The sequence below is a fragment of the Sphingosinicella sp. genome (assembly GCF_041916975.1).
In the GTDB taxonomy this organism is placed as follows: Bacteria; Pseudomonadota; Alphaproteobacteria; order Sphingomonadales; family Sphingomonadaceae; genus Sphingosinicella.
In genome coordinates this window covers 808,929-832,734 of record NZ_JAYRYK010000001.1, presented here as the reverse complement: position 1 = coordinate 832,734, position 23,806 = coordinate 808,929, and the positions used below count along the sequence as shown (strand labels likewise).

Annotated in this window: 21 protein-coding genes and 1 tRNA gene; 13 read left to right on the top strand and 9 right to left on the bottom strand. The window is 65.2% G+C overall.

Annotated features, from left to right (window positions below; translation table 11 throughout):
* Positions 1 to 8 precede the first annotated feature (8 nt).
* Positions 9 to 884 carry a 3-keto-5-aminohexanoate cleavage protein gene (locus tag ACE3TJ_RS03895; protein ID WP_374594036.1) on the top strand — a complete coding sequence of 292 codons (876 nt, stop codon included), beginning with the start codon at positions 9 to 11 and terminating at the stop codon, positions 882 to 884.
* Here ACE3TJ_RS03895 and ACE3TJ_RS03890 read toward each other — a convergent pair.
* The 3 genes from ACE3TJ_RS03890 to tyrS form a co-directional block, all read right to left on the bottom strand.
* Positions 881 to 2,044, bottom strand: coding sequence for a M20 aminoacylase family protein (locus tag ACE3TJ_RS03890; protein WP_374594034.1), 1,164 nt, complete (start codon positions 2,042 to 2,044; stop codon positions 881 to 883). The two genes, ACE3TJ_RS03895 and ACE3TJ_RS03890, sit on opposite strands and share 4 nt — an antisense overlap.
* Positions 2,031 to 3,170, bottom strand: coding sequence for a C45 family autoproteolytic acyltransferase/hydolase (locus tag ACE3TJ_RS03885; RefSeq protein ID WP_374594032.1), 1,140 nt, complete (start codon positions 3,168 to 3,170; stop codon positions 2,031 to 2,033). The genes ACE3TJ_RS03890 and ACE3TJ_RS03885 overlap by 14 nt, the downstream gene beginning before the upstream one ends.
* A 113-nt stretch (positions 3,171 to 3,283) precedes the next feature.
* Positions 3,284 to 4,507 (bottom strand): tyrosine--tRNA ligase, encoded by a 1,224-nt coding sequence (gene tyrS / locus ACE3TJ_RS03880; protein ID WP_374594030.1) that lies wholly within the window; start codon positions 4,505 to 4,507, stop codon positions 3,284 to 3,286.
* 32 nt (positions 4,508 to 4,539) lie between these two features.
* On the opposite strand from tyrS, the gene ACE3TJ_RS03875 reads away from it, so the two are divergent.
* Together ACE3TJ_RS03875 and ACE3TJ_RS03870 are read left to right on the top strand one after the other, a co-directional pair.
* The gene (locus ACE3TJ_RS03875) at positions 4,540 to 5,625 is read left to right on the top strand and encodes an anhydro-N-acetylmuramic acid kinase (protein ID WP_374594028.1); all 1,086 of its coding nucleotides are present in this window, start codon (positions 4,540 to 4,542) and stop codon (positions 5,623 to 5,625) included.
* A 105-nt stretch (positions 5,626 to 5,730) separates the two neighbouring features.
* Positions 5,731 to 6,816, top strand: coding sequence for a branched-chain amino acid aminotransferase (locus tag ACE3TJ_RS03870; protein WP_374594026.1), 1,086 nt, complete (start codon positions 5,731 to 5,733; stop codon positions 6,814 to 6,816).
* A 23-nt stretch (positions 6,817 to 6,839) separates the two neighbouring features.
* Here the strand turns inward: ACE3TJ_RS03870 and ACE3TJ_RS03865 are convergent, their stop codons facing one another.
* Positions 6,840 to 7,487: an alpha/beta hydrolase gene (locus ACE3TJ_RS03865; protein WP_339708503.1), complete on the bottom strand. Its 648-nt coding sequence runs from the start codon at positions 7,485 to 7,487 to the stop codon at positions 6,840 to 6,842.
* A gap of 96 nt (positions 7,488 to 7,583) precedes the next feature.
* On the opposite strand from ACE3TJ_RS03865, the gene ACE3TJ_RS03860 reads away from it, so the two are divergent.
* From ACE3TJ_RS03860 to ACE3TJ_RS03845, 4 genes are all read left to right on the top strand, one after another.
* Positions 7,584 to 8,648 (top strand): cysteine desulfurase family protein, encoded by a 1,065-nt coding sequence (locus ACE3TJ_RS03860; protein ID WP_374594023.1) that lies wholly within the window; start codon positions 7,584 to 7,586, stop codon positions 8,646 to 8,648.
* The gene (locus tag ACE3TJ_RS03855) at positions 8,645 to 9,772 is read left to right on the top strand and encodes a cysteine desulfurase family protein (RefSeq protein ID WP_374594021.1); all 1,128 of its coding nucleotides are present in this window, start codon (positions 8,645 to 8,647) and stop codon (positions 9,770 to 9,772) included. Before ACE3TJ_RS03860 ends, ACE3TJ_RS03855 begins: the two co-directional genes overlap by 4 nt.
* Positions 9,769 to 10,104, top strand: coding sequence for a 2Fe-2S iron-sulfur cluster-binding protein (locus tag ACE3TJ_RS03850; RefSeq protein ID WP_374594019.1), 336 nt, complete (start codon positions 9,769 to 9,771; stop codon positions 10,102 to 10,104). Before ACE3TJ_RS03855 ends, ACE3TJ_RS03850 begins: the two co-directional genes overlap by 4 nt.
* A 197-nt stretch (positions 10,105 to 10,301) precedes the next feature.
* A complete protein-coding gene (locus tag ACE3TJ_RS03845; RefSeq protein WP_374594017.1) occupies positions 10,302 to 13,757 on the top strand; it encodes an indolepyruvate ferredoxin oxidoreductase family protein in 3,456 nt (1,151 codons plus the stop codon).
* A 58-nt stretch (positions 13,758 to 13,815) separates the two neighbouring features.
* Here the strand turns inward: ACE3TJ_RS03845 and ACE3TJ_RS03840 are convergent, their stop codons facing one another.
* Complete coding sequence (locus ACE3TJ_RS03840; protein ID WP_374594016.1) at positions 13,816 to 14,148, bottom strand: hypothetical protein; 333 nt, start codon at positions 14,146 to 14,148, stop codon at positions 13,816 to 13,818.
* A 105-nt stretch (positions 14,149 to 14,253) separates the two neighbouring features.
* On the opposite strand from ACE3TJ_RS03840, the gene proC reads away from it, so the two are divergent.
* Positions 14,254 to 15,057 carry a pyrroline-5-carboxylate reductase gene (gene proC, locus ACE3TJ_RS03835; RefSeq protein WP_374594014.1) on the top strand — a complete coding sequence of 268 codons (804 nt, stop codon included), beginning with the start codon at positions 14,254 to 14,256 and terminating at the stop codon, positions 15,055 to 15,057.
* Here the strand turns inward: proC and ACE3TJ_RS03830 are convergent.
* On the bottom strand, positions 15,054 to 15,548 hold the full coding sequence (locus ACE3TJ_RS03830; protein WP_374594012.1) for a MarR family winged helix-turn-helix transcriptional regulator: 495 nt from the start codon (positions 15,546 to 15,548) through the stop codon (positions 15,054 to 15,056). The two genes, proC and ACE3TJ_RS03830, sit on opposite strands and share 4 nt — an antisense overlap.
* Before the next feature lie 257 nt (positions 15,549 to 15,805).
* Between ACE3TJ_RS03830 and ACE3TJ_RS03825 the strand changes: the two genes are divergently transcribed.
* The 3 genes from ACE3TJ_RS03825 to ACE3TJ_RS03815 all read left to right on the top strand — a co-directional run bounded on the left by ACE3TJ_RS03825 (position 15,806) and on the right by ACE3TJ_RS03815 (position 20,270).
* Positions 15,806 to 16,015, top strand: a complete 210-nt coding sequence (locus ACE3TJ_RS03825) for a hypothetical protein (protein ID WP_374594009.1) — start codon at positions 15,806 to 15,808, stop codon at positions 16,013 to 16,015.
* Positions 16,016 to 16,123: 108 nt separating this feature from the next.
* Positions 16,124 to 18,946, top strand: coding sequence for an SLBB domain-containing protein (locus ACE3TJ_RS03820; RefSeq protein ID WP_374594007.1), 2,823 nt, complete (start codon positions 16,124 to 16,126; stop codon positions 18,944 to 18,946).
* 46 nt (positions 18,947 to 18,992) lie between these two features.
* Entirely contained in the window at positions 18,993 to 20,270 is a 1,278-nt protein-coding gene (locus ACE3TJ_RS03815; protein ID WP_374594005.1) for a nucleotide sugar dehydrogenase, read from the top strand.
* On the opposite strand, the gene ACE3TJ_RS03810 is transcribed toward ACE3TJ_RS03815, so the two are convergent.
* Entirely contained in the window at positions 20,265 to 21,002 is a 738-nt protein-coding gene (locus ACE3TJ_RS03810; protein ID WP_374594003.1) for a YdcF family protein, read from the bottom strand. The genes ACE3TJ_RS03815 and ACE3TJ_RS03810 overlap by 6 nt on opposite strands.
* 5 nt (positions 21,003 to 21,007) lie before the next feature.
* Entirely contained in the window at positions 21,008 to 22,006 is a 999-nt protein-coding gene (locus tag ACE3TJ_RS03805) for a GDP-mannose 4,6-dehydratase (RefSeq protein ID WP_374594001.1), read from the bottom strand.
* A 127-nt stretch (positions 22,007 to 22,133) separates the two neighbouring features.
* Here ACE3TJ_RS03805 and ACE3TJ_RS03800 point away from each other — a divergent pair, with 127 nt between their 5' ends.
* Positions 22,134 to 23,186 (top strand): MraY family glycosyltransferase, encoded by a 1,053-nt coding sequence (locus ACE3TJ_RS03800; RefSeq protein WP_374593999.1) that lies wholly within the window; start codon positions 22,134 to 22,136, stop codon positions 23,184 to 23,186.
* Between the two features lie 90 nt (positions 23,187 to 23,276).
* Positions 23,277 to 23,351 (top strand) — tRNA-Gln (locus tag ACE3TJ_RS03795).
* A gap of 7 nt (positions 23,352 to 23,358) precedes the next feature.
* Here ACE3TJ_RS03795 and ACE3TJ_RS03790 read toward each other — a convergent pair.
* Positions 23,359 to 23,691, bottom strand: coding sequence for a tyrosine-type recombinase/integrase (locus tag ACE3TJ_RS03790; RefSeq protein WP_374599299.1), 333 nt, complete (start codon positions 23,689 to 23,691; stop codon positions 23,359 to 23,361).
* Between the last annotated feature and the right edge of the window lie 115 nt (positions 23,692 to 23,806).

The window sequence follows — 23,806 nt, the reverse complement described above, 5'->3', positions numbered from 1 at the left end:
CGCCAGCCATGCGCGACATCATCCTCACCGCCGCCGTCACCGGCAACATCACCCGCCCCGAGCAGACACCATGGCTACCGATCACGCCGCAACAGATCGCCGAGGAGACCATCGCATCGGCGAAAGCCGGCGCGGCGATCGCGCACATCCATGTCCGCGACCCCGAAACCGGGCGCCCCTCGATGGAGGTCGCGTATTATGCGGAGGTCGTCGCCCGCGTTCGCGATGCCGGATGCGACATCGTGCTCAACCTGACGACCGGACCCGGCGGCCGCTTCGTGCCGGACCGCGACAATCCGCGCGTCGCCGCCGAAGGCACCAGCCTGCTGCCGCCGCTAGAGCGTGTGCCGCACATCACCGCGCTGAAGCCGGAGATCTGCACGCTCGATCTGAACACGATGAATTCGGGCGAGCAGGTCGTCATCAACACGCCGGCGAACACGGCGATCATGGCCGATGCGATGCTGGCCGCGGGCAGCAAGCCCGAGATCGAGATCTTCAATCCCGGCGACCTTGTGCTCGCGCGCGACCTGATGCGCACCCGCACCTTTCCGGCGCCCGCCATGTTCTCCTTCGTGCTCGGCCTTAAATACGGCTGGCCCGCGAGCGTCGAGTCTGTCCTGCTTGGCAAGGCGATGCTGCCGGAGGGCGCGGTGTGGACGGCGTTCGGCGTCGGCGCGTCTTCGTTTCCGATGGTCGCGCTTTCGGTGCTGACCGGCGGTCATGTCCGCGTTGGGCTAGAGGACAATATCTATCTGTCGAAAGGTGTTCTCGCCCAAGGCAACGCGGCGCTTTGCGAAAAGGCCCGGCGCATCGTCGAAGATCTCGGCTATCCGCTCGCGACACCGGCGCAGGCGCGCGAAATGCTTGGCCTGCAAGCCTAGCCGGCGAGGCGGGTTTCCACGAGCCGCACCCAGTAGGATACGCCGATCGGTAACGCCGCGTCGTTGAAATCATAGGCGGGGTTGTGGACCATGCAGCCGTGGTCGCCGTCGCCCGTGCCCATCAGGATGTAGCAGCCCGGCCGCTCACGCAGCATGAACGCGAAATCTTCCGAGGCCATGATCGGCGCACAGTCCGCATCCACCTGCGCGCTGCCGACGAGCGACGCGGCGACATCGGCGCACAGCCGCGCCGCAGCCGCATCGTTGACCAGCGCAGTGTAAACCTGATCGACACAGACCTCCGCCGTGGCGTCGAACGTCGCCGCCGTTTCCGCCGCGATGGCGCGGAGCCGCGCGGCGATCGTCTCCCCGGCCGCATCGGAGAAATAGCGCGTGCACCCGGCGAGCGCGGCGCTGCCTGGCAGCACGTTGTAGGCCGAGCCCGCGTGAAACTGCGTGACGCTGACGACCGCCGGATCGATCGGATTGAGCGTTCGCGACACGATGCTCTGAAGGGCCTGCACCAGCGCGGAGGCCGCGAGAATCTGGTCGGTCGATTCATGCGGGAGCGCAGCGTGCCCACCCTTGCCGTCGATGCGGATATCGAACTTCGCGAAGGCGGCCATCATCGGGCCGGGGCGCGTCGCGAAATGGCCGAGCGGCATTCCCGGCCAATTGTGCAGCCCGAATATCTGCTCGGCAGGGAAGTCCCGCAGCAGCCCGTCGTTCAGCATGGCGACCGCACCGCCTTCGCCTTCCTCGGCCGGTTGGAAGATGAAATGCACGGTGCCGTCGAACGCGCGCGTGCGAGAGAGCTGCTCAGCCGCGCCCAGCAGCATCGCGGTGTGTCCGTCGTGCCCGCAGCCGTGAAACGCGCCGGGATACACGGATTGGTGCGGCACGCCTGAGTCTTCCTGCATCGGCAGCGCGTCCATGTCCGCGCGCAGCGCGATGCTGTGGCCCGAGGTTCCGGCGCTGAGCGTGCCGACCACGCCCGTGCCGCCGATACCGGTGCGGAAGGGAATGCCCATGCGAGTCAGCTCGCGCGCCACGATCTCCGCCGTGCGCGTTTCGCGAAACGCAAGTTCGGGATGCTGATGGATGTCGCGGCGAAGCGCGGTCAGCCAGGCGTGATCCTGCTCCATATTATGCGAACCCATGCGTCTCGAACGGCGTCTCGCAGGGAGGGCCGGGCGCGACATGCAGGCGGGGCGAGGCGTCCAGTTCCATGATCATGCAGCCTATCGTGTAGTGATCGGTCATGCCCTCGACCTCGCCGTGCCGGCACACCGGGCCGTTGTGGTCGGACAGTGCGGCCTTGATGCCATCCATGTCGATCCGATCATAAGGCGCGGTGAAACGGGCGCCAAGCACCGCCATGCGCAGATGCGAGGTGCCGTAGAACAGCCGCCGCAGCTTGGCCTCGTCGAGCCCGGCCGCCTGCTGGCGGTAGATCGCCTGGTCGCCGTTCGCGAGCGGGTGGTTGGTGTGGAACACCATCTGGGCGTCCGCGTCCGGCCGCCATTCGACGACGCGGTCCGCCGAAACCTCGATGTCGATCGCTCTGCCCCCGGGGCCGCCGACGACATAATTCTGCCCGGAGGCGTGCCGGATCGATCGCATGAAGCCGAGTCCTTCTTCGAGTGACTTTCGGGTCAGGAAGCCGCGTACGACGAAGTCTTCGGGGAGGCCGTCAACAGAGTGGTCGAGCTGCGACATGCCGTTGCAGCAGATGCCGACGCCGTGGGCGTTGAGGCCGTTCAGCGAGAGCTTGCCGGCCAGTGTGAACACCAGCGCGCGGGTGCCGCTGACATGATCGTCCACATCCACCAGAATCTGATGGCCGTCGCACCATTTCGGCATGTCCATGTTCTGCGCGATCAGCGTCGGCGCGTCGCTTCCCACGTCGACGCCGATGGCCGTGCAGCCCCGGCCCGCCGTCGTTTCCAGCTTGATCTTGCGGCGAAACCACGGCTCCTCGTCGCTCAGTTGGCGTGCGAGCGTAACGCCGAAATCCGCGCCCGCACCCTCCGCGATGCCGCGCACCTCTTCTAGCAAGTCCGGCGTGTGGCGTTCGATCGCGGGCAGGAAGCGGGTTTCCCCGAAAAGGCGCGCGAGGTAGGCGTCGACAGGCATGTCGAGGTCGGCCCGCATCGAGTCCGCCCAGCGCGCCTGATGTGCGTGCACCAGATCGCGCAGTTCCTCGCCGTGCTGCCTTCCTCGGGTTCTTCCGTCACCGGAAATGCTGATTTTTCGAAATGGCACCGACACGATTGCCCCTTCCATCGGAAGCCGTTCCAGGCGAACGGCAGCGGTACACTCTAATATGACCCGTTGGTCATATTAGAGTGTACCGCTGGAGAGGCAAGGTGCGAAAATCGCCCTGGAGGACGTTGCCCTTACCCGAAGTTCACCACTCCGTGGCGCTTCTTACCCGCCGACACGCGCACCGCGCCGGTGCCCGAGACTGTCGCGGCCGGGTCCGTCACGGCCTCGCCGTTCACGCGGGCGCCGCCCTGCGTGATCAGACGGCGCGCTTCGCCCTTGGATGCGGAGAGGCCGAGGTCGACGAGCGCGTCGACCAGCGGGATCGGGGCAGAGGCGGCGATGTGGGGCAGGTCCTCGCCCGCGCCGCCTTCCGCAAAGGTCGCGCGCGCGGTTTCCGCTGCGCCCACCGCCGCATCCTCGCCCCGGCACATTGCCGTTGCCGCGTTCGCGAGTGCTTCCTTGGCGGCGTTGATCTCCGCGCCTTCCAGCGCTTCCAGCCGCGCGATCTCATCGAGCGGCAGGTCGGTGAACAGCTTCAGGAAGCGGCCCACGTCGGCATCGTGCGTGTTCCGCCAGAATTGCCAGTAATCGTAGGCGGGAAGCGAATCCTCGTTCAGCCACACGGCGCCCGCCATCGTCTTGCCCATCTTGCCGCCGTCGGCGGTGGTGATGAGCGGCGTCGTCACGCCGAACACCTCGGTGCCGTCCACACGGCGCGCGAGTTCGACACCGTTCACGATATTGCCCCACTGGTCCGATCCGCCCATCTGCAGGCGGCAGGCGGCACGGCGCGACAGTTCGAGGAAGTCGTACGCCTGCAGGATCATGTAGTTGAATTCGAGGAAGCTCAGCGACTGCTCGCGCTCCAGCCGCAGCTTCACCGAATCGAAGCTCAGCATCCGGTTCACCGAGAAGTGCTGGCCGATGTCGCGCAGGAACGGGATGTATTCGAGCCTGTCGAGCCACTCGGCATTGTCGAGCATCACGGCGTCGGTCGGCCCGTCGCCGAAGGTCAGGAACTTCTCGAAGATGCGCTTGATCGAGGCGACGTTGCCCGCGATCGTCTCGGTCGTCATCAGCCGCCGGGCTTCGTCCTTGAAGCTCGGGTCGCCGATCTTGCCGGTGCCGCCGCCCATCAGCACGATCGGCTTGTGGCCGGTCTGCTGGAGCCGCCGCAGCAGCATGATCTGCACAAGGCTGCCGACATGCAGCGAGGGCGCCGTCGGATCGAAGCCGATATACCCCGGGACCACCTGCTTCACTGCAAGCGCATCGAGCGCCGCCGCGTCGGTCTGCTGATGGATATAGCCGCGCGCATCGAGCAGGCGTAGGAGATCGGACTTGAATTGGGTCATAGCGGCCGGGCGCATAGCATGAGGGTGAGCGTATGAGTAGCGGGCTTTATCGCGCCGTCGGCCTGATGTCCGGCACGTCGATGGACGGCATAGACGCTGCGCTCATCGAAACGGACGGCGAGGGGCATGTCCACCCGCTCGGTTTCCTCAGCGTTCCCTATGGCGAAGGCACGCGGGAAAAGCTCCGCGCCTCCATAGAGCGCGCGCTCGGCGTGGAAGCGCCGGGTGCGGACCCGCTGATCGACGCTGCCGCGGCTGAAATCACCGCGCTGCACGCCGATGCGGTGCGCACCCTGCTGGACGGTGCCGCCGCCGACGTCGTCGGCTTCCACGGTCAGACCATCGCGCACCGGCCGGAGCGCGGCTGGACATGGCAGATCGGCGACGGCGCAGCGCTCGCCCGCGCGCTCGGCCTCACGGTGGTTGCCGATCTCCGCTCGGCGGACGTCGCGGCCGGCGGGCAGGGGGCGCCGCTGCTCCCCGTCTATCACCGCGCGCTCGCCTTTGGGCTTGGCGGACCTGTCGCCGTGCTCAATCTCGGCGGCGTCGGCAATGTCACCTTCCTTGGCGCCGACGATCAGATGATCGCGTTCGATACCGGCCCCGCCAACGCGCTCATCGACGATTGGGTGCTGGCGGCGCGCGGTCTCAGCCATGATGCGGGCGGCGCGATCGCGGCGTCCGGCGTTGTGCATGAGGAGGTGCTGGCCCGCATGACGGCCCTCGATTGGTTCGCGCTGCCGCCGCCCAAGTCGCTCGATCGCCACGATTTCTCGCTGAACGCCGTCAGCGGCCTGTCGTTCGAGGACGGCGCGGCGACGCTCACCGCCTTCACGGCGGAAACCGTCCGGCTTGCGCTCGCCCATCTGCCCGCGCGCCCGGCGCGGCTGCTCGTCACCGGCGGCGGACGGCATAACGGGACACTGATGCGGATGCTCGCCGAGCGTACCGGTATTCCCGCCGATCCCGTGGAAGCTGTCGGCTGGCGGGGTGATGCGATGGAGGCGGAAGGCTTCGCCTACATGGCGGTGCGGCGCCTTCGGGGCCTGCCCATCAGCTTTCCCGGCACCACGGGCGTACCGTCGCCCACCGTGGGCGGTGTCATCTTCCGTCCCTGACGCGTCTGTATGGTGGATGGCTTGCCAAAGGCCCGCGCAATTTTCTAACAAAGCGCGCGAGTCGTCGCTGGGACCGCGGCCTGAACGAGTTTTAAGGAGAGAATGATGACATCCGGTCTTGAATTCCGCGTTACCCCCGCGACTCCGGTCCCCGCCGCGGAGCGTGCGAAGCTGATTGAAAACCCCGGATTCGGAAAGCTCTTCACCGATCACATGGTGACGATCGAATGGAGCGAGGGCAAAGGCTGGCACAATCCGGAGCTGCGTCCGCGCGCGCCCTTCACGCTCGATCCCGCTGCTGCTGTTCTCCACTACGCGCAGGAAATCTTCGAAGGCATGAAGGCCTATCGCGGCCGCGGCGACGAGATCACGATGTTCCGGCCCGAGGAAAATGCGCGCCGGTTCAATGAGTCAGCGGAACGCATGGCGATGCCGAGCATTCCCGAGGCGCTGTTCCTCGAAGCGGTCGAGAAGCTGGTTGCGGCGGACCGCGACTGGATTCCGGGCGGCGAGGGCAGCCTCTATCTGCGCCCGTTCATGTTCTCGGACGAGGTGTTTCTCGGCGTCAGGCCCGCGTCACATTATATCTTCTGCGTGATCGCAAGCCCGGTCGGCCCCTATTTCAAGGGCGGCGCGAAGCCGGTGACGATCTGGGTTTCGGAAAACTACACGCGTGCCGCAACCGGCGGTACGGGCGCGGCCAAGTGCGGCGGCAACTACGCGGGCAGCCTCATTGCGCAGGCCGAAGCGATTCGCGAAGGCTGCGACCAGGTCGTGTTCCTCGACGCGGCAGAGCGCCGCTGGGTTGAGGAACTCGGCGGCATGAACGTGTTCTTCGTGATGGACGACGGCAGCATCGTCACGCCGCCGCTCGGCACCATCCTCCCTGGCATCACGCGCGCCTCACTGATCGAGCTGGCGCGCGGCTTCGGTATGAAAGTTGATGAGCGCCCCTACAGCATCGATGAGTGGAAGGCCGACGCTGCAAGCGGCCGCCTGCGCGAGACGTTTGCGTGCGGCACCGCAGCAGTTGTCGCGGCGATCGGCACCGTCCGCTCGCCAAGCGGCGCGTTCACCATCGGCGATCCGACCGAAACCGGCCCGGTCACCGCGAAGCTGCGCGACGCACTCGTCGGCATCCAGCGCGGCGAGTCGAACGACGAGCGCGGCTGGATCCACAAGGTCGGCTGAAACCTTGCGGCTTGCGGCCGACCTTAACGGTCGGTCGCGAGCCGCATGTCGAGGTAGGCGTCGATCACGCCCATGAGCTCGTTCATCTCGTTCGCGAAGAAGTGGTTCGCGCCGGGAACGGTCTCGTACGTGATCGTGATGTGCTTCTGCGTCTTCAGCTTGTCGACAAGCTTCTGAACCGCGCCGTGCGCCACCACCTCGTCGGCAAGGCCTTGCACGATGAGGCCCGAGGACGGGCAGGGGGCGAGGAAGCCGAAGTCGTACATGTTCGCCGGCGGGGCCACCGAGATAAAGCCCTTGATCTCCGGGCGCCGCATCAGCAGCTGCATCCCGATCCACGCGCCGAAGCTGAACCCGCCCACCCACGTGACGGGTGCCTCGGGGTTGAACTGCTGAAGCCAGTCGAGCGCGCTCGCCGCGTCCGAAAGCTCGCCGACACCCTGGTCGAACGTTCCCTGGCTGCGGCCGACGCCGCGGAAGTTGAAGCGCAGCGTCGCGAAGCCGCGCCGCACGAACGACTGGTACATCGCCTGCACGATGGCGTTGTTCATCGTGCCGCCACCCTGCGGGTGCGGGTGGAGCAGAATGGCGACGGGTGAGCGCGGCTTGTTGCCGGGTTGGTAGCGTCCCTCGAGCCGGCCTTCCGGTCCGGGGAAAATCACTTCGGGCATCGATGGTCCTGATACTGTGCGCGTGAAAGCGCATCCCTATATAGGAAACACCCTTCCGGACTCAATGATGAGTCGCGGGGATGGCAAGGCAATGATTTGACGCAGCGAATCTATCTCGATTGGAATGCCACGGCGCCGATGGCGCGGGCCGCTGCGGACGCGATGGCCGAGGCCGCGCGCGTCTGGGCGAATCCGTCGTCCGTCCATGCCGAGGGGCGCCGCGCGAAGGCGCTTCTGGAAGACTGCCGCGACCGCATCGCCGCCGCGCTCGGCGCCTTCCCGCAGCAGATCGTGTTCACCAGCGGCGGCACCGAGGCGCTCGCGCTCGCGCTGAACGGCGCGAAGGCCAGCCGCCGCCTCGCCCTCGCGACTGAGCACGCCGCCGTCCTCGCCGCCGCGCCTGACGCTCTGATCGTCCCCGTGGACGCCAATGGCCTCGCCCGGCTTCCGGAGCTGGAGGCGGGCGATCTTCTCGCCGTCAGCCATGCCAACAACGAAACCGGCGTCATCCAGCCCGTGGTGGAGATCGTCGAAACGGCCCACGCCGCCGGTGCCCGCGTCGTCTGCGATGCCGTGCAGACCGCCGGAAAGCTTCCGCTCCCGCCCGCCGATTTCGTCGCGGTCTCGGCGCACAAGCTCGGCGGGCCGCCCGGTGTCGGCGCACTCGTCGTGCGCTGTGCCGACGATTTCGCCGCGATCCAGAAGGGCGGCGGGCAGGAGCGGGGACTTCGCGGCGGCACCGAGAACCTCGTCGGCATTGCCGGTTTCGCCGCCGCGCTCGAAGCCCGCCGCGCGGACACCGCCTGGCTTGCCCGTGCGGGCGAACTGCGGAACCGCATGGAGGGGCGCCTCACGGCCCTCGGCGCCGAGATTGTCGCCGCGTCCGCGCCGCGCCTGCCGACGACGAGCATGATCCGCATGGCGGGCCTCCCCGCCGCCACCCAGCTCATCCGTTTCGACATGGCGGGCATCGCCGTCTCCAGCGGCTCGGCCTGCTCCTCGGGCAAGGTCGGCGCGAGCCATGTGCTTGCCGCGATGGGCATGGGCACCGCCGCGGCGGAGGTGATCCGCGTCAGCCTCGGCGGGACAACGACCGAGGCCGAGATCGATGCCTTCTGCGACACGTGGCAAACGCTCGCGGCGGCAAGGCGGGCGGCATGAACATCTATCTCGACTATCAGGCGACCACCCCCGCCGATCCCGCCGTTGTCGCGGCGATGCAGCCGTTCTGGACCGCAAAGTTCGGCAACCCGCACAGCAGCCACCGCCACGGCTGGGAGGCGGAAGCCGCCGTGGACGTCGCGCGCGGCCACATTGCACGTCTTCTGAACATGCCGCCGGAAGCGGTTGTTTTCACGAGCGGCGCCACCGAGACGAACAACCTCGCATTGAAGGGCGTCATGGCCCGCGCCGAGCGTCGCCGCCTCGTCACCGTCGCCACCGAGCACAGCTGCGTCCTCGAAACCGCGCGCTACCTTGAAACGCAGGGCTTCGCTATCACCGTGCTCGGCGTCGGTGCGGACGGCCTCATCGATCTCGCCGCGCTCGCAGCCGCGCTCGACCCGGACGTCGCGCTCGTCTCCGTCATGGCGGTCAACAACGAGATCGGCGTCGTCCAGCCGCTCGCAGAGATCGCCGCCGCCGCGCACGCCGCCGGAGCCTTGTTCCACTGCGACGCCGCCCAAGGCTTCGGCAAGATCCCGCTCGATATGCCCGCGCTCGGCATCGATCTCGTGAGCCTGTCGGCGCACAAGATTTACGGTCCCAAGGGCATCGGCGCGCTCGTCCTCCGCTCCGGCCTCGACCTCGAACCGCAGATGCACGGCGGCGGGCAGGAGGGCGGGGGGCTGCGCTCCGGCACGCTCGCCGCCCCGCTCGCTGTCGGCTTCGGCAAGGCCGCCGAGATCGCCGCAGCGTGCATGGGCGAGGATGCCGCCCATGCCGAAGCACTCTGGGACGCCTTCCTCGCCGCGCTGCATGTGCCCCACGCGATCAACGGCAGCGCCGTGCACCGCTGGCGCGGCAACATCAACCTGCGCTTCGAAGGGCTGGACGGCGACCGCCTGATCGCGGACCTGCGCCGCCTTTCCATCTCCTCGGGTGCGGCGTGCGCCAGCGCGAAGGGGCGGCACAGCCATGTCCTCGAAGCGCTCGGGCTCAGCCGCGCGCAGGCGAAGGCGAGCCTCCGCATCGGCTGGGGCCGCTTCAGCACCGAAGACGAGGTACGCGCCGCCGCCGCCATGATCGGCGATGCTGTACTGATGCAGCGGAGGACAGCAGCGTGACGCTGGTGCGGTTCATATCGGCGGATGGCACCAATGTCGTCGAGGTGGAAGCAAAGCCCGGCGAGCGCGTGCTGGAAATCGCGCAGCTGAATGATCAGCCGTTGGAGGGCGTCTGCGAAGGCTACATGGCCTGCTCGACCTGCCACGTCATCGTCGCGGAGCGGCACGCCGCGCTGCTGCCGCGCCCGAGCGTGGAGGAGGAGGACATGCTGGACTTTGCCTATGGCGTTGCGCGCAATTCCCGGCTCGCCTGCCAGCTTTACACATCGGAAGACCTGCCGGAGCTTGAGATGCGGATGCCCGCTGGCGCGGTGAACATGCAAAGTCGCTAGATTCTGTCTTTCTTTCGGCATGTGGCCGGGTTCGGAGAAGAATTCTGCCAACGAATAAGATTTCTGGGGTGATATCTGCTCAGAATGAGGGTTTGTGGCGCCGATATCAGCCAAAAAGCCCGCATTGGCGCGTTGTAATATTCTTGCGTGAAAAGGGATAAGGCAGTATAACTGACCTATTGAGGGAGAATCGACACATGGCCACGAAGCCCGCCATCACGCTCAGCGACAAGTACCTGCTCGAAGACGGGCGTGTGTTTATGAGCGGCGTGCAGTCGCTGGTCCGGCTCCCCCTCATCCAGAAGGCGCGCGACCGTGCCGCCGGCATCAACACCGCCGGTTTCATCTCCGGCTATCGCGGTTCGCCGCTCGGCACCTACGATCAGGAACTGTGGCGCGCGAAGAAGCTGCTCGAAGCGCAGGACATCCGCTTCGTCCCCGGCGTCAATGAAGAGCTTGGCGCCACCGCCGTCTGGGGCACGCAGCACGTCGGCCTCAATCCGCACCGCAAGTTCGATGGCGTCTTCGGCATCTGGTACGGCAAGGGCCCCGGCCTCGACCGCGCCATGGACGTGCTGAAGCACGCGAACGCGGCCGGAACCTCGCAGCACGGCGGTGTCCTCGCCATCGTGGGCGACGATCACGGCGCCAAGTCCTCCACGTTGCCGCACCAGTCGGATCACAACTTCCTCGCCGCCTTCGTGCCGTTCCTCTATCCGGCGAGCGTCGACGAATATGTCGAATACGGCCTGCTCGGCATCGCCATGTCGCGCTTCGCCAGCACGTGGGTCGGCTTCAAGGCCACCGCTGACACTGTCGAGACCTCCGCGACGATCGATCTTGCGAAGGAACATCGCCGTATCATCGTGCCGGGCGACTTCGAAATGCCCGAAGGCGGCCTCGGCATCCGCGAGGGCGATATCTGGCGCGAGGAAGACACGCGCCTCCAGCGTTACAAGGGCTTCGCCGCGATGGCCTTTGCCAAGGCGAACGGCATCGATCGCACGGTGTGGGATACGCCGCGCCCTCGCTTCGGTATCATCACCACGGGCAAGGCTTATGCCGATACGATGGAAGCGTTCGACGCGCTCGGCATCGACGAGCACGTGGCGCGCGATATCGGGCTTCGCATCTACAAGGTCGGTATGCCCTGGCCGCTGGAGCCGGACGGCATTCGCCAGTTCTGCGAAGGGCTCGAGGAAATCCTCATCATCGAGGAAAAGCGCGAGTTCATCGAGCATCAGGTTCGCTGGCAGCTCTACAACTGGCGCGAGGACGTGCGCCCCCGCATCGTCGGCAAGCAGGACGAGCGCGGCGAATGGCTGCTCAGCCCCGATAACGAGCTGACCCCCGGCATGATCGCGCACGTGATCGCCAGCCGCATCCAGAAGTACCACGATACGGACCGTATCCGCGCGCGCCTCTCCTTCTTCGAGGAGCGGGCGAAAACATCGGAAAGCTACACGCCGCCGATCAAGCGCGCGCCCTATTTCTGCTCGGGCTGCCCGCACAACACCTCCACGAAGGTGCCGGAAGGTAGCCGCGCAATGGCGGGCATCGGCTGCCACATCATGTCGATGTGGATGGATCGCGAAACCGGCAACTTCACGCAGATGGGCGGGGAGGGCGTGCCGTGGATCGGTGAGGCGCCGTTCGTCGACGAGCCGCACATCTACGCGAACCTCGGCGACGGCACCTATTTCCACTCCGGTATTCTCGCCGTGCGCCAGTCGATCGCGGCGGGCGTCAACATCACGTACAAGATCCTTTATAACGACGCTGTTGCGATGACCGGCGGACAGCCGCACGACGGCGACATCACCGTGGCGCAGATCGCCGCGCAGATGCTGGCCGAAGGCGCGAAGAAGGTCGTCGTCCTTACCGAGGATATGTCGCGCTACGAAGGTGAAACCGTCTCCGGCGTGCCCGTGAAGGATCGCGATCATCTCCCCGCGATCCAGAACGAGTTCCGCGAGACCAAGGGCACCACGGTCATCATCTACGACCAGACCTGCGCGGCGGAAAAGCGCCGCCGCCGCAAGAAGGGCAAGTTCCCCGATCCCGATCGCCGCGTGTTCATCAACACTTCCGTCTGCGAAGGCTGCGGCGACTGCTCGGTGCAGTCGAACTGCGTGTCGGTGGAGCCGGTCGAGACCGAATTCGGCCGCAAGCGCCGCATCAACCAGTCGAGCTGCAACAAGGACTTCTCGTGCCTGAAGGGCTTCTGCCCCAGCTTCGTCACCGTTGAAGGCGCGCAGATCAAAAAGGCGAAGTCGGCGGACGTGGACCTGGCGGACGTGCCGCAGCCCGCGCTGAATGCGCCCGGCCACGGCTACAACATCTTCGTCACCGGCATCGGCGGCACCGGTGTGCTCACCATCTCGGCGCTGCTCGGTATGGCCGCGCACCTCGAAGGCAAGGCCTCCACGACCGCCGACATGGCCGGTCTCGCGCAGAAGGGCGGGGCGGTTTACAGCCACGTCCGCCTCGCCGACCGCAACGACCAGTTGCTCAGCCCGCGTATCATCGCGGGGTCTGCCGATCTCGTGCTCGCCTTCGATGCCGTGGTCGCGGCGGACAAGGCCGCGCAGAACCTGATGCTGCCGAACCGCACGGCGGTGGTCGCGAACGCGAACATCTCGCCGGTCAGCGATTTCGTTCGCAACCGCGATCTCGATTTCCAGAACGCCGCCATCGAGCGCGCGATCCGCAAGGCCGCGAACCCGAACGCCACCACGTTCGTGAAGGCGGACGAGATCGCGACAGCGCTGCTCGGGGACGCCATTGGCACCAATATGCTGATGCTCGGCTATGCGTGGCAGCAGGGGCTCATCCCGCTGGCGCTGGAAAGCATCGATGCGGCGATCGATCTCAACGCCGTTGCCATCCCCTTCAACAAGCGCGCCTTCGCGCTGGGGCGCCTGCTCGCGCACCGGCCGGACAAGGTGATGGCGATGGTCGAGGAGGCAAAGGGCCCGGCGCCCGAGCCGCTTTCCGAAACGCTGGACGAATTGATCGCGCGCCGCGTGAAAGACCTCACGGCCTATCAGGACGCGGCCTATGCCAGCCGTTACGCTGCCCGGATCGCGGCGGTGCGCGCGGCCGAGCAGGCGGCGAACCCGGACAGCGAATGCCTGACGCAGGCAGCGGCGCGGTCGCTCTACAAGCTGATGGCCTACAAGGACGAATACGAAGTCGGCCGGCTTTACACGGATGGCCGTTTCGCAGCGGCGATCGGCCAGCAGTTTGGCGGCGACTACAAGATGAAGGTGCAGCTTTCCCCGCCGCTGTTCGCACGGCCCGATCCGCGCACGGGGCGGCCGAAGAAGTACGAGTTCGGCGCGTGGATCATGCCGGTGTTCAAGGTGCTGGCGAAGCTGAAAGGCCTTCGGGGAACGCCGTTCGATATCTTCGGCTATTCGCAGGAACGGAAAGACGAGCGCGCGGCTATTCCCGCGTTCGAGACCGATCTCGATCGCCTGATCGCCGGGCTCCGCGCCGATAACATCGCGCTTGCAACGTCGATCGCCTCATTGCCGCTCGATGTACGCGGCTACGGTCCGGTGAAGGAAGAAGCGGCCAAAAAGGTCGCTGCGCGTGCTGCTGCGCTCTGGGTGAAGTGGCCGGGCGAAGAGCTTCGCCAGGTGGCCTGAACAAAAAAAGCCCGGCACGCGAAGGCGCGCCGAGCTTTTTCCTGAGTGAGACCGCGGCTTACTTGTCGGCCGCGTCGCGGACGGCGTCGGCCTTGTTTTCCATGGCATCAGCCTTCGCTTCGCCCGACTCGCGGACGGCCTCGGCCTGATTCTCCATCGACTGTTCGGTGGTCGAATCGACCCCGTCCAGCGTCGGGTCCATGGTATCGGCAGTGTCTTCCATCTGGTCCGCCTGTGCATCCGCGCTGTCACGCATCGCGTCGGCCTGATCTTCGATGGCGTCTGCGCGGTCTTCCGCCTTCTCCTCAGTCGGGCTGTTGCACGCGGCAAGTCCGCTGAACGCCGTTAGTGCCGCAGCCGCAGTGGCGATTCGAAAAACCCTGGATTGCATAGCGATCTCCTTATCCTCGGTCCCCCCATAACAACGCGCTGCCCGGTTGGTTCCGAAACTCGCGATTGCGGTCGTGGTCCGGCCCGGTTAAGGAGCGCATCGACTATGCAGAACGAGAACAAAATTCGAACGCTGTGGCTGATCGGCTGCGGCAATATGGGGAGCGCGCTGCTGGCGCGGTGGGTCGGTGTCGCCGAAACGATCGTCGTCGTCGATCCGGGTTCGCCGCAGTTGCCGGAGGGTGTCGAGCATCTTCCAGCTCTGCCTGCGGGCGTGCTGCCGCGTCCCGATGTGGTCGTGCTCGCGGTGAAGCCGCAGGTCGCGCCGACCGCGCTTGCCGGGCTCCCGGCGCTTGTCGGCCCTGAAACGGTCGTCGTCTCGATCATGGCGGGCACGATGCTCGCCGATCTCGCCGCCTTCGCGGGCGAAGCCGTGCCCGTTCGCGCCATGCCCAACACGCCCGCCGCCGTCGGCAAGGGCATCACCGCGCTCTACGCCAATGGCCTCTCCGACGCCGCACGCGTCTCGGTCGAAAATCTCTTCGAACGCACCGGATCGGTCGTCTGGCTCGAATCGGAGAACCAGTTCGACGCCGTCACCGCCGTCTCCGGCTCCGGCCCCGCCTACGTCTTCCGCTTCATCGAAGCCCTCGCCGCCGCCGGCGAAGCCGCGGGCCTCCCGTCCGAACTCGCAGAAAAGCTCGCGCGCGCCACAGTTGTGGGTGCTTCGGCCCTTGCGGAAGCCGATCCCCGCAGCCCCCGCGATCTCCGCGCCGCCGTCACCTCGCCGGGTGGCACGACGCAGGCGGGCCTCGAAGCGCTCGATGCCGACCCCGGTCTCCCGGCGCTGGTGCGCGCCGCCGTCCGCGCCGCCGCCGGTCGCTCGAAGGAACTCGCGGAAGGACGTTAATCGCCCTGCTGCAGGTCGGCCACCGCCTCGCGCAGATCGGGCGGCAGCAGCCCGCGCAGAACCGACCAGAAACCGCCCACCGCCTGCTGCCCGGCCTCGGCATAGGCCTCGGCCATGCGCCGGCGCAAAAGATCGAAGAGTTCATGCTCGAACGCCTTGCCCGCTTCGGTCAGGAAAAGCCGGCGCTGCCTCCGGTCCCGCTCGCCGACCTTCTGCTCGACAAGCCCGCCGTCCTGAAGATCGGTCAGTACCCGCCCAAGCGATTGCTTGGTGATGTCGAGCAGTCGCAGGAGTTCTGAAACAGTCAGTCCCGGCTGGCGCGCCATGAAATACAGCGCGCGGTGATGCGCGCGGCCATAGGGCGTGCCGGCGAGCTTGTCGTCCGCCCGCTTGATCAGGCTGGAATAGCCAAAATACAGAAGCTCGATGCCGCGGCGAACCTCGGCCTCGCGCAGAAACAGCGGTGACGGCGGCAAAAATGAGTCAGCCATATTGACGCATCTCGCATGGATTGCGCCGCGGGAGAAGGTGCGAAAACTCAGTACGGACCTGTCATGGTCTTGATGCCAACAACTGGGGGCGTGTGAACCGAGTCACACTTTGGCTTTAAACTGAACATCCAGCCGGAATGATTGTTTAACGACTTGATTTTGTAATACTTGCGTTTTATTTGCCCTCGCGGTTGGGGAATGCAAGCTAACAAAGAGAGACTGGGATTTCGTCCCGGCCCCAAGCACAGGCATATGATATGAAATTGCGTGTTCAGGCTCTGACAGCACTTTGTATTGCTGCCGCCTTCATTGTTACGCCATCCCCTGTCTCTCAGGGGCAGGCGAGCAGTGCCCATCAGCGCTATCATTCCGACAAGGGCCTTTATGGGGTGGATCGCGGCGACGCGGATTTGGAGCGCACCGATGACGAGGCGCTGGAGGCTGTCGAAAGCCTGCTTTCGGATTAAACCCGTGTGTACAATCGCCTGTCTCGATATGGGACCGCGGCGAGTTGACTGGCATTTCCGGCCTATCTATCACGCGTGACAACCACTTTGATCGGGAGAGGGCTGGGCATGGCAATCGTGCGCGCGGCGTCGAATGCAATACATGCTCTGGCGGTGGGGGCTGCTCGGCGATCACTGCAAGTTGCCCTGATCTTTGGTCTGGCGTTTCCCGCTGCGGCGCAGGTCGATCCGCGCGTTATCGAGCAGCTTCAGGGTCGGCTGCAGGGGACGCAGGATGCCGGCGCACAGGTTGATCAGGCCCGCGAACAGAGCGGCCGCATCACGCTGCCGTCAAACACGGAGCTGACCAGCGAAGAGCGTGAACTCCGCCGCCAGCAATCGCGGATTCAGCTGAATTCCCTCTACCTGCCGTCGCCGGTCGAGCGGCAGTATCGGGAACGGCTTGGTGACCCGTCGCTTCGGCAGTTCGGCTATGATCTGTTCCGGGTTTCCGAAGGCGGCTCCGGCCCTGTCACCGGCGAGGTTTCCGATGGTTATGTGCTCGGGCCGGGCGATGAACTGGTCGTCACGTTTCAGGGCGCCACCAATACGAGTCAAAGCGCGCGCGTGGCCCGCGATGGTCGGCTGATCGTCGGCAGCCTGCCGCCCATCCGCGCTGCGGGCCGGACGCTGGGTTCGGTACGCACTTCGCTATCCCAGGCCACGCGTCAGAACCTGCTTGGTACCGACGTGTTCGTCTCGCTGGGCGGCGTGCGTTCGGCGACGGTGCTCGTTGGCGGCGAGGTCGAGAGGCCGGGGCAATATCAGGTCACTGCGCTGTCCGACGTCGCGAACGCGATTGCGCTTGCTGGAGGTGTCCGCAAGGCAGGTAGTCTTCGGAACATCCGTCTCGTCCGGGGCGGGGTCACACGCACGGTCGATCTCTACGGCCTGCTCGGTATCGGAACGGCATCGCGTATCCGCGTGCAGGATGGCGACCGCATCGTTGTACCGGTGGTGGGCAATACGGTCGCCGTCACCGGTTCCGTTGCGCGCCCTGGAATCTACGAGATTCAGGGCTCGGCGAGCGTCAGCGATGTCATCGCTTATGCCGGCGGCGCGCTTTACCCCCGCGGATACCAGATTTCGATCAGCCGCATCGGAGACGACGGGCGCGAGATTTTCGTCCGTCCGCAGGGAACAGCCGCCGCTATCTGGTCGGGGGATGGAGTGCAGGTGCTTTCGGGCAGTGCAGGTGCAGCCTTTGATCGAGTCATGCTTGCCGGCCACGTCCGAAATCCCGGAGCGCGAGCGCTTGCCGCTGTCCCGACGCTCGCCGATCTGATTGGCGGGCCCGAGGATTTGCAACTCGGCACCTATATGCCAATGGCGATCATCATCCGGCGCAATGCACTCACCGGTATGCGCACCTATGAAGCGGCAGACCTGCGCAGCGCGCTTGATCGCAGTCGCCCCGTGGCGCTTCGCGGCGATGATCGTGTGTATGTGTTCAGTGCCGAGGACATCGCCTTCCTGAACTCAAGCGCTACACGCCAGATTATTTTGGGGCAGGATAACCCGAAGCCGCAATGCTACGCGCTTGAAAAGCTCCAAAGTCTCGTTGCGGATACGCAATCACCTCGTTTTAACGTCATTACGCGCGGCACGATCACCGTCGAGCGCGAGGGACGCGACGTGGCCGCAAGCGCAGGACGCGCGCTTACTGGCGCCGGAACGAGCGGATCCAATGAATCGCTGGAGGCGGTTCGTACACGGCCCCTGCAGGAAGTCGAGAGGATGGACCGTGCGGCGGCCCGGACGCGGGGCGAGAGCGATCGAGACCAGCAATATGACCGGAACGAGATTGAAGAATCGGATGCCGAAAAACTCGCGCGTAAGAATCGCGAGTGCCCCGCTGTGTTCGAGGATGTTCCGGAACTCCTTCCTGTCCTGATCGAGCACAGCGTCAGCGTGGGCGGCGCCGTTCGGCGACCGGGTGCCTATCCCGTGGCAGGGTCGATCTCTGCCGATGCACTTGTCTCAGCGTCTGATGGTGTCATGGCAAACGTGCGTGACCCTGTGTTGGATATCACCCCGGCGGGTGGACCGTTTACGCGCTATGAAATGGCGCAGGGTCAGGAAGACCGGCTTGCCAATGTTCTTGTGAGCGCTGGCGACGACATCCGCATTACGGCGAACAATGCGGCTTATGAAGCCGGTGCGGTGCTGTTGACGGGAGAGTTCAACAGTCCGGGCCTCTATACGATCCGCAAGGGCGAGCGGCTTTCCGAGCTCATCGCCCGTGCTGGCGGTCTCACCGATCAGGCGTATCCCTATGGCGGTGTCTTCACGCGCAGGAGTGTTCGGGAACAGCAGCAGGAGGGCTTCCAGCGTACCGCGCGTGAACTCAACACCTCGCTGCTCGCTCTGGCGGCACAGGAAAATGTGAATGGGCAATCGATTATCGCTGCGGGGGATCTGATCAAGACCTTGTCAGAGACCGAGGCTGTCGGGCGCATGGTGGTCGAAGCCGATCCCCGGGTGCTTGCCCAGCGACCTGACCTCGATCCCATACTCGATGGCGGTGACACGCTGCACATCCCCAAGAAGCCGACCTACGTGCTCGCGCTTGGCGATGTCTCCAACCCGGGCGCCGTCCAGTTCCAGCCGGGCAAGTCGGTTTCGGAGTATGTCTCGGAGGTTGGCGGAACGCAGTCCACGGCGGACGATGGTCGGGTGTTCCTGGTTCTGCCGAACGGCAGCGCGCAGCCGGTCCGGTCCAGTTTCTGGCGGCGTTCCAATGTCGTCGTGCCGCCGGGCAGCACGATCATCGTGCCGAAGAACCTGCAACCGCTCAGGACTCTTGGTATCGTTCGTGATGTAGCAACCATTTTCGGGCAATTGGCGACCGCCGTCGCTTCTATCGCGATTCTGGCGGACCGGAACAACTAGTCGCAGCGGGCGCGTTGCCCGCCGCCGAACCTGTGGGAATGAATGCATGAGCCTTGATGCTGCAACGAAGGTGGTCGTCGTCGGCCTCGGCTATGTCGGTTTGCCGCTGGCAGTAGCGTTGGCGCGCCATTTCGACACGACGGGGGTCGATATAAACGCCGCCCGCATCGCTGCGCTGAAAGACGGGCATGATGCGACGCGTGAGATCGACAGCGACACGCTGAAGGCCAGCAGCCTCAAATACGCGTCCGACATGGCATCCTGCGCGGACGCCGCCTTCATCATCGTGACAGTGCCGACGCCGGTCGACGGCGCCAACCAGCCCGATCTCGGTCCCGTCGAAGGCGCAACGCGCGCGCTCGCGGCGGCGATCACCGCGGGCTCGAAGCCAGTGATCGTTTACGAGAGCACGGTCTATCCCGGTGTCACCGAAGAGATCTGCGGCCCCATCATCGAAAAGGTATCTGGCCTGAAGCAGGGCAAGGACTTCTTCCTCGGCTACTCGCCAGAGCGCATCAACCCCGGCGACCGCGAACACACGGTCGACAAGATCATCAAGGTGGTTTCGGGCGAAAGCCCCGAAGTGCTCGACAAGGTGGCGGCGCTCTACAACAAGGTCACGACCGGCGGCGTATTCCGCGCGGCGTCCATCAAGGCGGCCGAAGCCGCGAAGGTCATCGAAAACGCGCAGCGCGACATCAACATCGCCTTCGTCAACGAGATCACGCAAATCTTTCAGAAGATCGACCTCTCAGTTTACGACGTGCTCGATGCGGCCGGCACCAAGTGGAACTTCCTGCCGTTCCGCCCCGGTCTCGTCGGCGGCCACTGCATCGGCGTCGATCCATACTACCTCAGCTACAAGGCGCAGCAGCTAGGTCAGCTTCCACGCGTCATTCTCGCGGGCCGCTCGATCAACGACAGCATGGGCGCCTATGTTGCGGATCAGGTGCACGATCGGCTGCGTAAGGCCGGTGATGTTCTCGTGATGGGGCTCACCTTCAAGGAAGACGTTCCCGATCTTCGCAATTCCAAGGTGGTCGACGTCATCGAACGCCTGAAGTGGCTCGGCCACAACGTCACGGTGCACGATCCGCTCGCAGACCCCGAGGAAGCCGTTCACGAATATCACCTGACGCTCGATGCGGACGCGCTCTCGCGTCGCTACAATGCGGTGGTGCTCGCGGTTCCGCACGCCGAATATCTGGCCATGGACCCGCCTGCGATCGGGGGTCTCGTGAAGGACGGCGGGCTCGTTGCAGACATCAAGGGCGCGCTGCGTGGCAAGGCCTTGCCGGCAGGGGTCGCCCGCTGGCAGCTATAGACGGCCTCTCAATCGATACCAGGCGAAACCCACGTATTCGTGGAGCGCAAGGTCGGCGCGCTCGACATTTTCGATGAACGCGGGCGAGAATTCGCGGTCGCTTGCTTGCCGGTCCACCGGGTAGGCAAGCGCATCGACGCCTGCGGCTTCCATGCACGCCATCGCGCGCGGCATATGGAAGCCTGACGTCACGAGCAGCACGCGCTTGCCGGGCAGCGCCGCGGCAATGCCGCGCGCATTGGCGCAGGTGTCGAGCGTTCCCGTGATCTTGCCGATGCGGCCTTGCGGCAGACCCGCCCGGCGCCAGTAGTCGGCCGTCCAGTCGACGTCGCGGCTGCCCTGACGGTTCACACCGCCGACGATCCAGATTTTTGCACTCGGGTAGGCCTGCGCGAGCGCGAGCGCTTCGCTCACCCTCTCACCGTGCGGGCCGACTTCCAGCGAACCCGACAGCGCCGAGGCGCGCAGCTGTTCCGCGCCGGCGAGCACCGCCACGGCGTCGATCCGCTCTGGCAGGGCGGCTGGGCGCGGATAGGCGGCCTCCAGCCGGTTCATCAGCCAGTTCCCAGTCGGCAGGATAGCGAACAGGAGGGTCCAAAGCGCCAGAAGCGCGATCGCACCGCGCGCGGACCGCAGCGCGCCGCAAAAGAGGAAGATCGCGGTAAGCAGTGTCAGCCAGACAAACCAGGCTGCGGGGCCAAAAAGCGCCCAGAGCAGGTAGTTCAGCGACACGCCCGTCAGACGCCGTGGTAGGTACGGAACCAGTCGACGAAGCGGGGAATGCCCTCCTCGATCGACGTGGTCGGATGGAAGCCGAGATCGCGCTCGATCGCGGAAATATCGGCGAACGTGTCCTTCACGTCACCGGGCTGCATCGGTTCGAACTGCTTGATCGCTGTCTTGCCGACCGCCTTTTCGAGCACTGCGATCATGTGCATCAGCTCTTCGGAGCGGTGGTTGCCGATGTTGTAGACGCGGTGCGGGCTCACCGATCCGCCGGCCTTCACGCTGCCGTCGTCGGGCGGAGGGTTGTCGAGGCAGGCGACGATGCCCGAAACGATATCGTCAACGTATGTGAAGTCGCGGCGCATGTCGCCGCCGTTGAACACCTGGATCGGCTCGCCCTTCAGGATGGCATCGGTGAACAGCCACATCGCCATGTCGGGTCGGCCCCACGGGCCATATACGGTGAAGAACCTGAGCCCAGTCTGCGGCAGGCGGTAGAGGTGGCTGTAGGTCTCGCTCATCAGCTCGTCGGCCTTTTTGGTGGCCGCATAGAGCGAGATCGGCTGGTCGACGCGGTCCTCCACCGAGAACGGCAGCTTCTCGTTCTTGCCGTAAACCGACGACGACGAGGCATAGACGAGGTGCTCGACACTGTCCGAATGCCGCGCATATTCCATCAGGTTGAGGTGGCCGACGAGGTTGGAATGCACGTAGGCGTGCGGGTTCGTGAGTGAGTAGCGGACGCCGGCCTGCGCGCCGAGATGGGCGATCCGCTCGATCCGGTGCGGCGCAAGCGCAGTTTTCAAGCCTTCGAAGTCCGCGAAGTCCTGCTCGATGAAGGTGAAGCCGTTGTGCCGCCGTTTCAGATCGGCGATGCGGTCGCGCTTCAGCGTCGGGCTGTAATAGTCGTTGACGTTGTCGATGCCGATGACCCGCTCGCCGCGCGAAAGCAGCCGTTCCGAAAGATGGTAGCCGATGAAACCTGCGGCTCCGGTCACGAGAAAAGTCATTGATTCATCCTGCATAAAGGCGAAACGTTGCACTTCGTCGCCACACTGAGGGGAGTTAGCGTAGCGCTGGCCGGGCCGCAACGGTAAGGTCGGTGCACGCTGATGAGGAAGGGGCCAGTACACGGCAATGACCGCGATGAGCCTGAACATGCTCTGCGCTGCCATAGGCGTCGCGATCGCGTTTTTCGTGGGGCGAAACGCAGGCCGTATCGGCAGCCTGCTGGGGCTTCTCGATTATCCCGATCCGTTCGGTGGCCGTAAGCGCCACGCCCGCGTGACGCCCTTGGTCGGCGGCCTTGCCGTCGTGCTGGCGTTCGAAGCCTCGGCGCTGCTGCTTTATCACCTCCTCGCCAAGGATTCCGCGCTGCTCGATTGGCAGATTCTGTGGTTCGGCTTCGCGGTCGGGGCAATGGCACTCGTCGGCCTCGCTGACGATCGCATGGGTCTGTCCCCCATTGTGCGGTTGGCACTCACCTCGTTCGTGCTTGTCCTTACGATCCTCGAAGTGCCTGATCTTCGCGTGGATTTCCTGCGCTTCGCTGGGGTCGACCAGCTCATCCTGCTCCCATCATGGGCTTCGGTGCTGTTCACGCTCGTCTGCCTCATCGGGCTTCTGAACGCCGTGAATATGGCGGACGGCAAAAACGGCATCGTCCTCACGCTGTCGCTGATCTGGACAGCCGTGCTCTTCGCCCGCAACCCGCAGTCCTTCGATCCGCTGCTGTTCGGCATCGCCGGCAGCCTCGTGATCATGCTCTGGTTCAACATGAAGGGCGCGCTGTTCCTCGGCGATGGCGGGAGCTACGGTATTTCGGCGATTTTCGGCCTGCTCGCCATCTACGCCTACAACCACAGTTTCGCGACGTTCGATGCGGGGCAGGTCGCGCTGCTGTTCCTGGTCCCGGTTCTCGATACGGTCCGGCTCATGGTCTGGCGAATGCGGCAGGGCCGCAACCCGTTCTCGGGTGACCGCAACCACCTCCACCACTATCTGCACGCGCGCTGGGGCTGGCCCGCGGGTCTCGGCATCTACGCGGCACTGGTGGCGCTGCCCAATTTCCTCGGCGTGATGTTCCCGGCCTACAGTCTTGCGCTCCTTGGCCTCGGCACTGTCATGTACGTGGCGACGCTCTTCCTGGCGACACGCGGCGGCACGGTTCGCCGCGGCGTCAGCGCCTGAAACAAAGCCTCAAGGCACCTCTTTCCAAAGCCGGAGCAGCGGCTATAAGGGCGGCCGCAAACACGGCATTCGCCGTTTCAAGCATCGCATTGGGGCGTAGCCAAGCGGTAAGGCAGCGGTTTTTGGTACCGCCATGCGAAGGTTCGAATCCTTCCGCCCCAGCCAAGCGTTTTCAAGCACTTATCATACTCCCACCGAAGTTATCCACAGGTGTTCCCGCACTTTTTTCCGCAGCCCGTCTGGCTTCGAGCTTCGCCACAGCGTTGTTCGAGAGGCTCGCTGTCATGGCCTGATACGTGTCCAGCATGGCGTTCACGGTCTGCACGGTCCACCCGAGCATGGCCGCGATTTCCTGCGGTGTGCACCCGGCCTCGGACAGTGACGTGCAGGTCGTGCCGCGCAGGTCGTTGAAGTGGAGGCCGTCGCATCCTGCGACAATCGTTGCCTTGCGCCAGTGGTGCTGGAACGTGATCTGGTTCCACGGCTTGCCGCCCGGCCCTGCCAGTATGGTGGCACAGGTATGCGGAGCGGCCCAGCCTTCCTTTCAAATTACTCGTGCATGGGCTGCCCGGCTGGCGAGGACGCGCGCCCTTCGTTCGAAAGTCGGCTCGACGGGGATA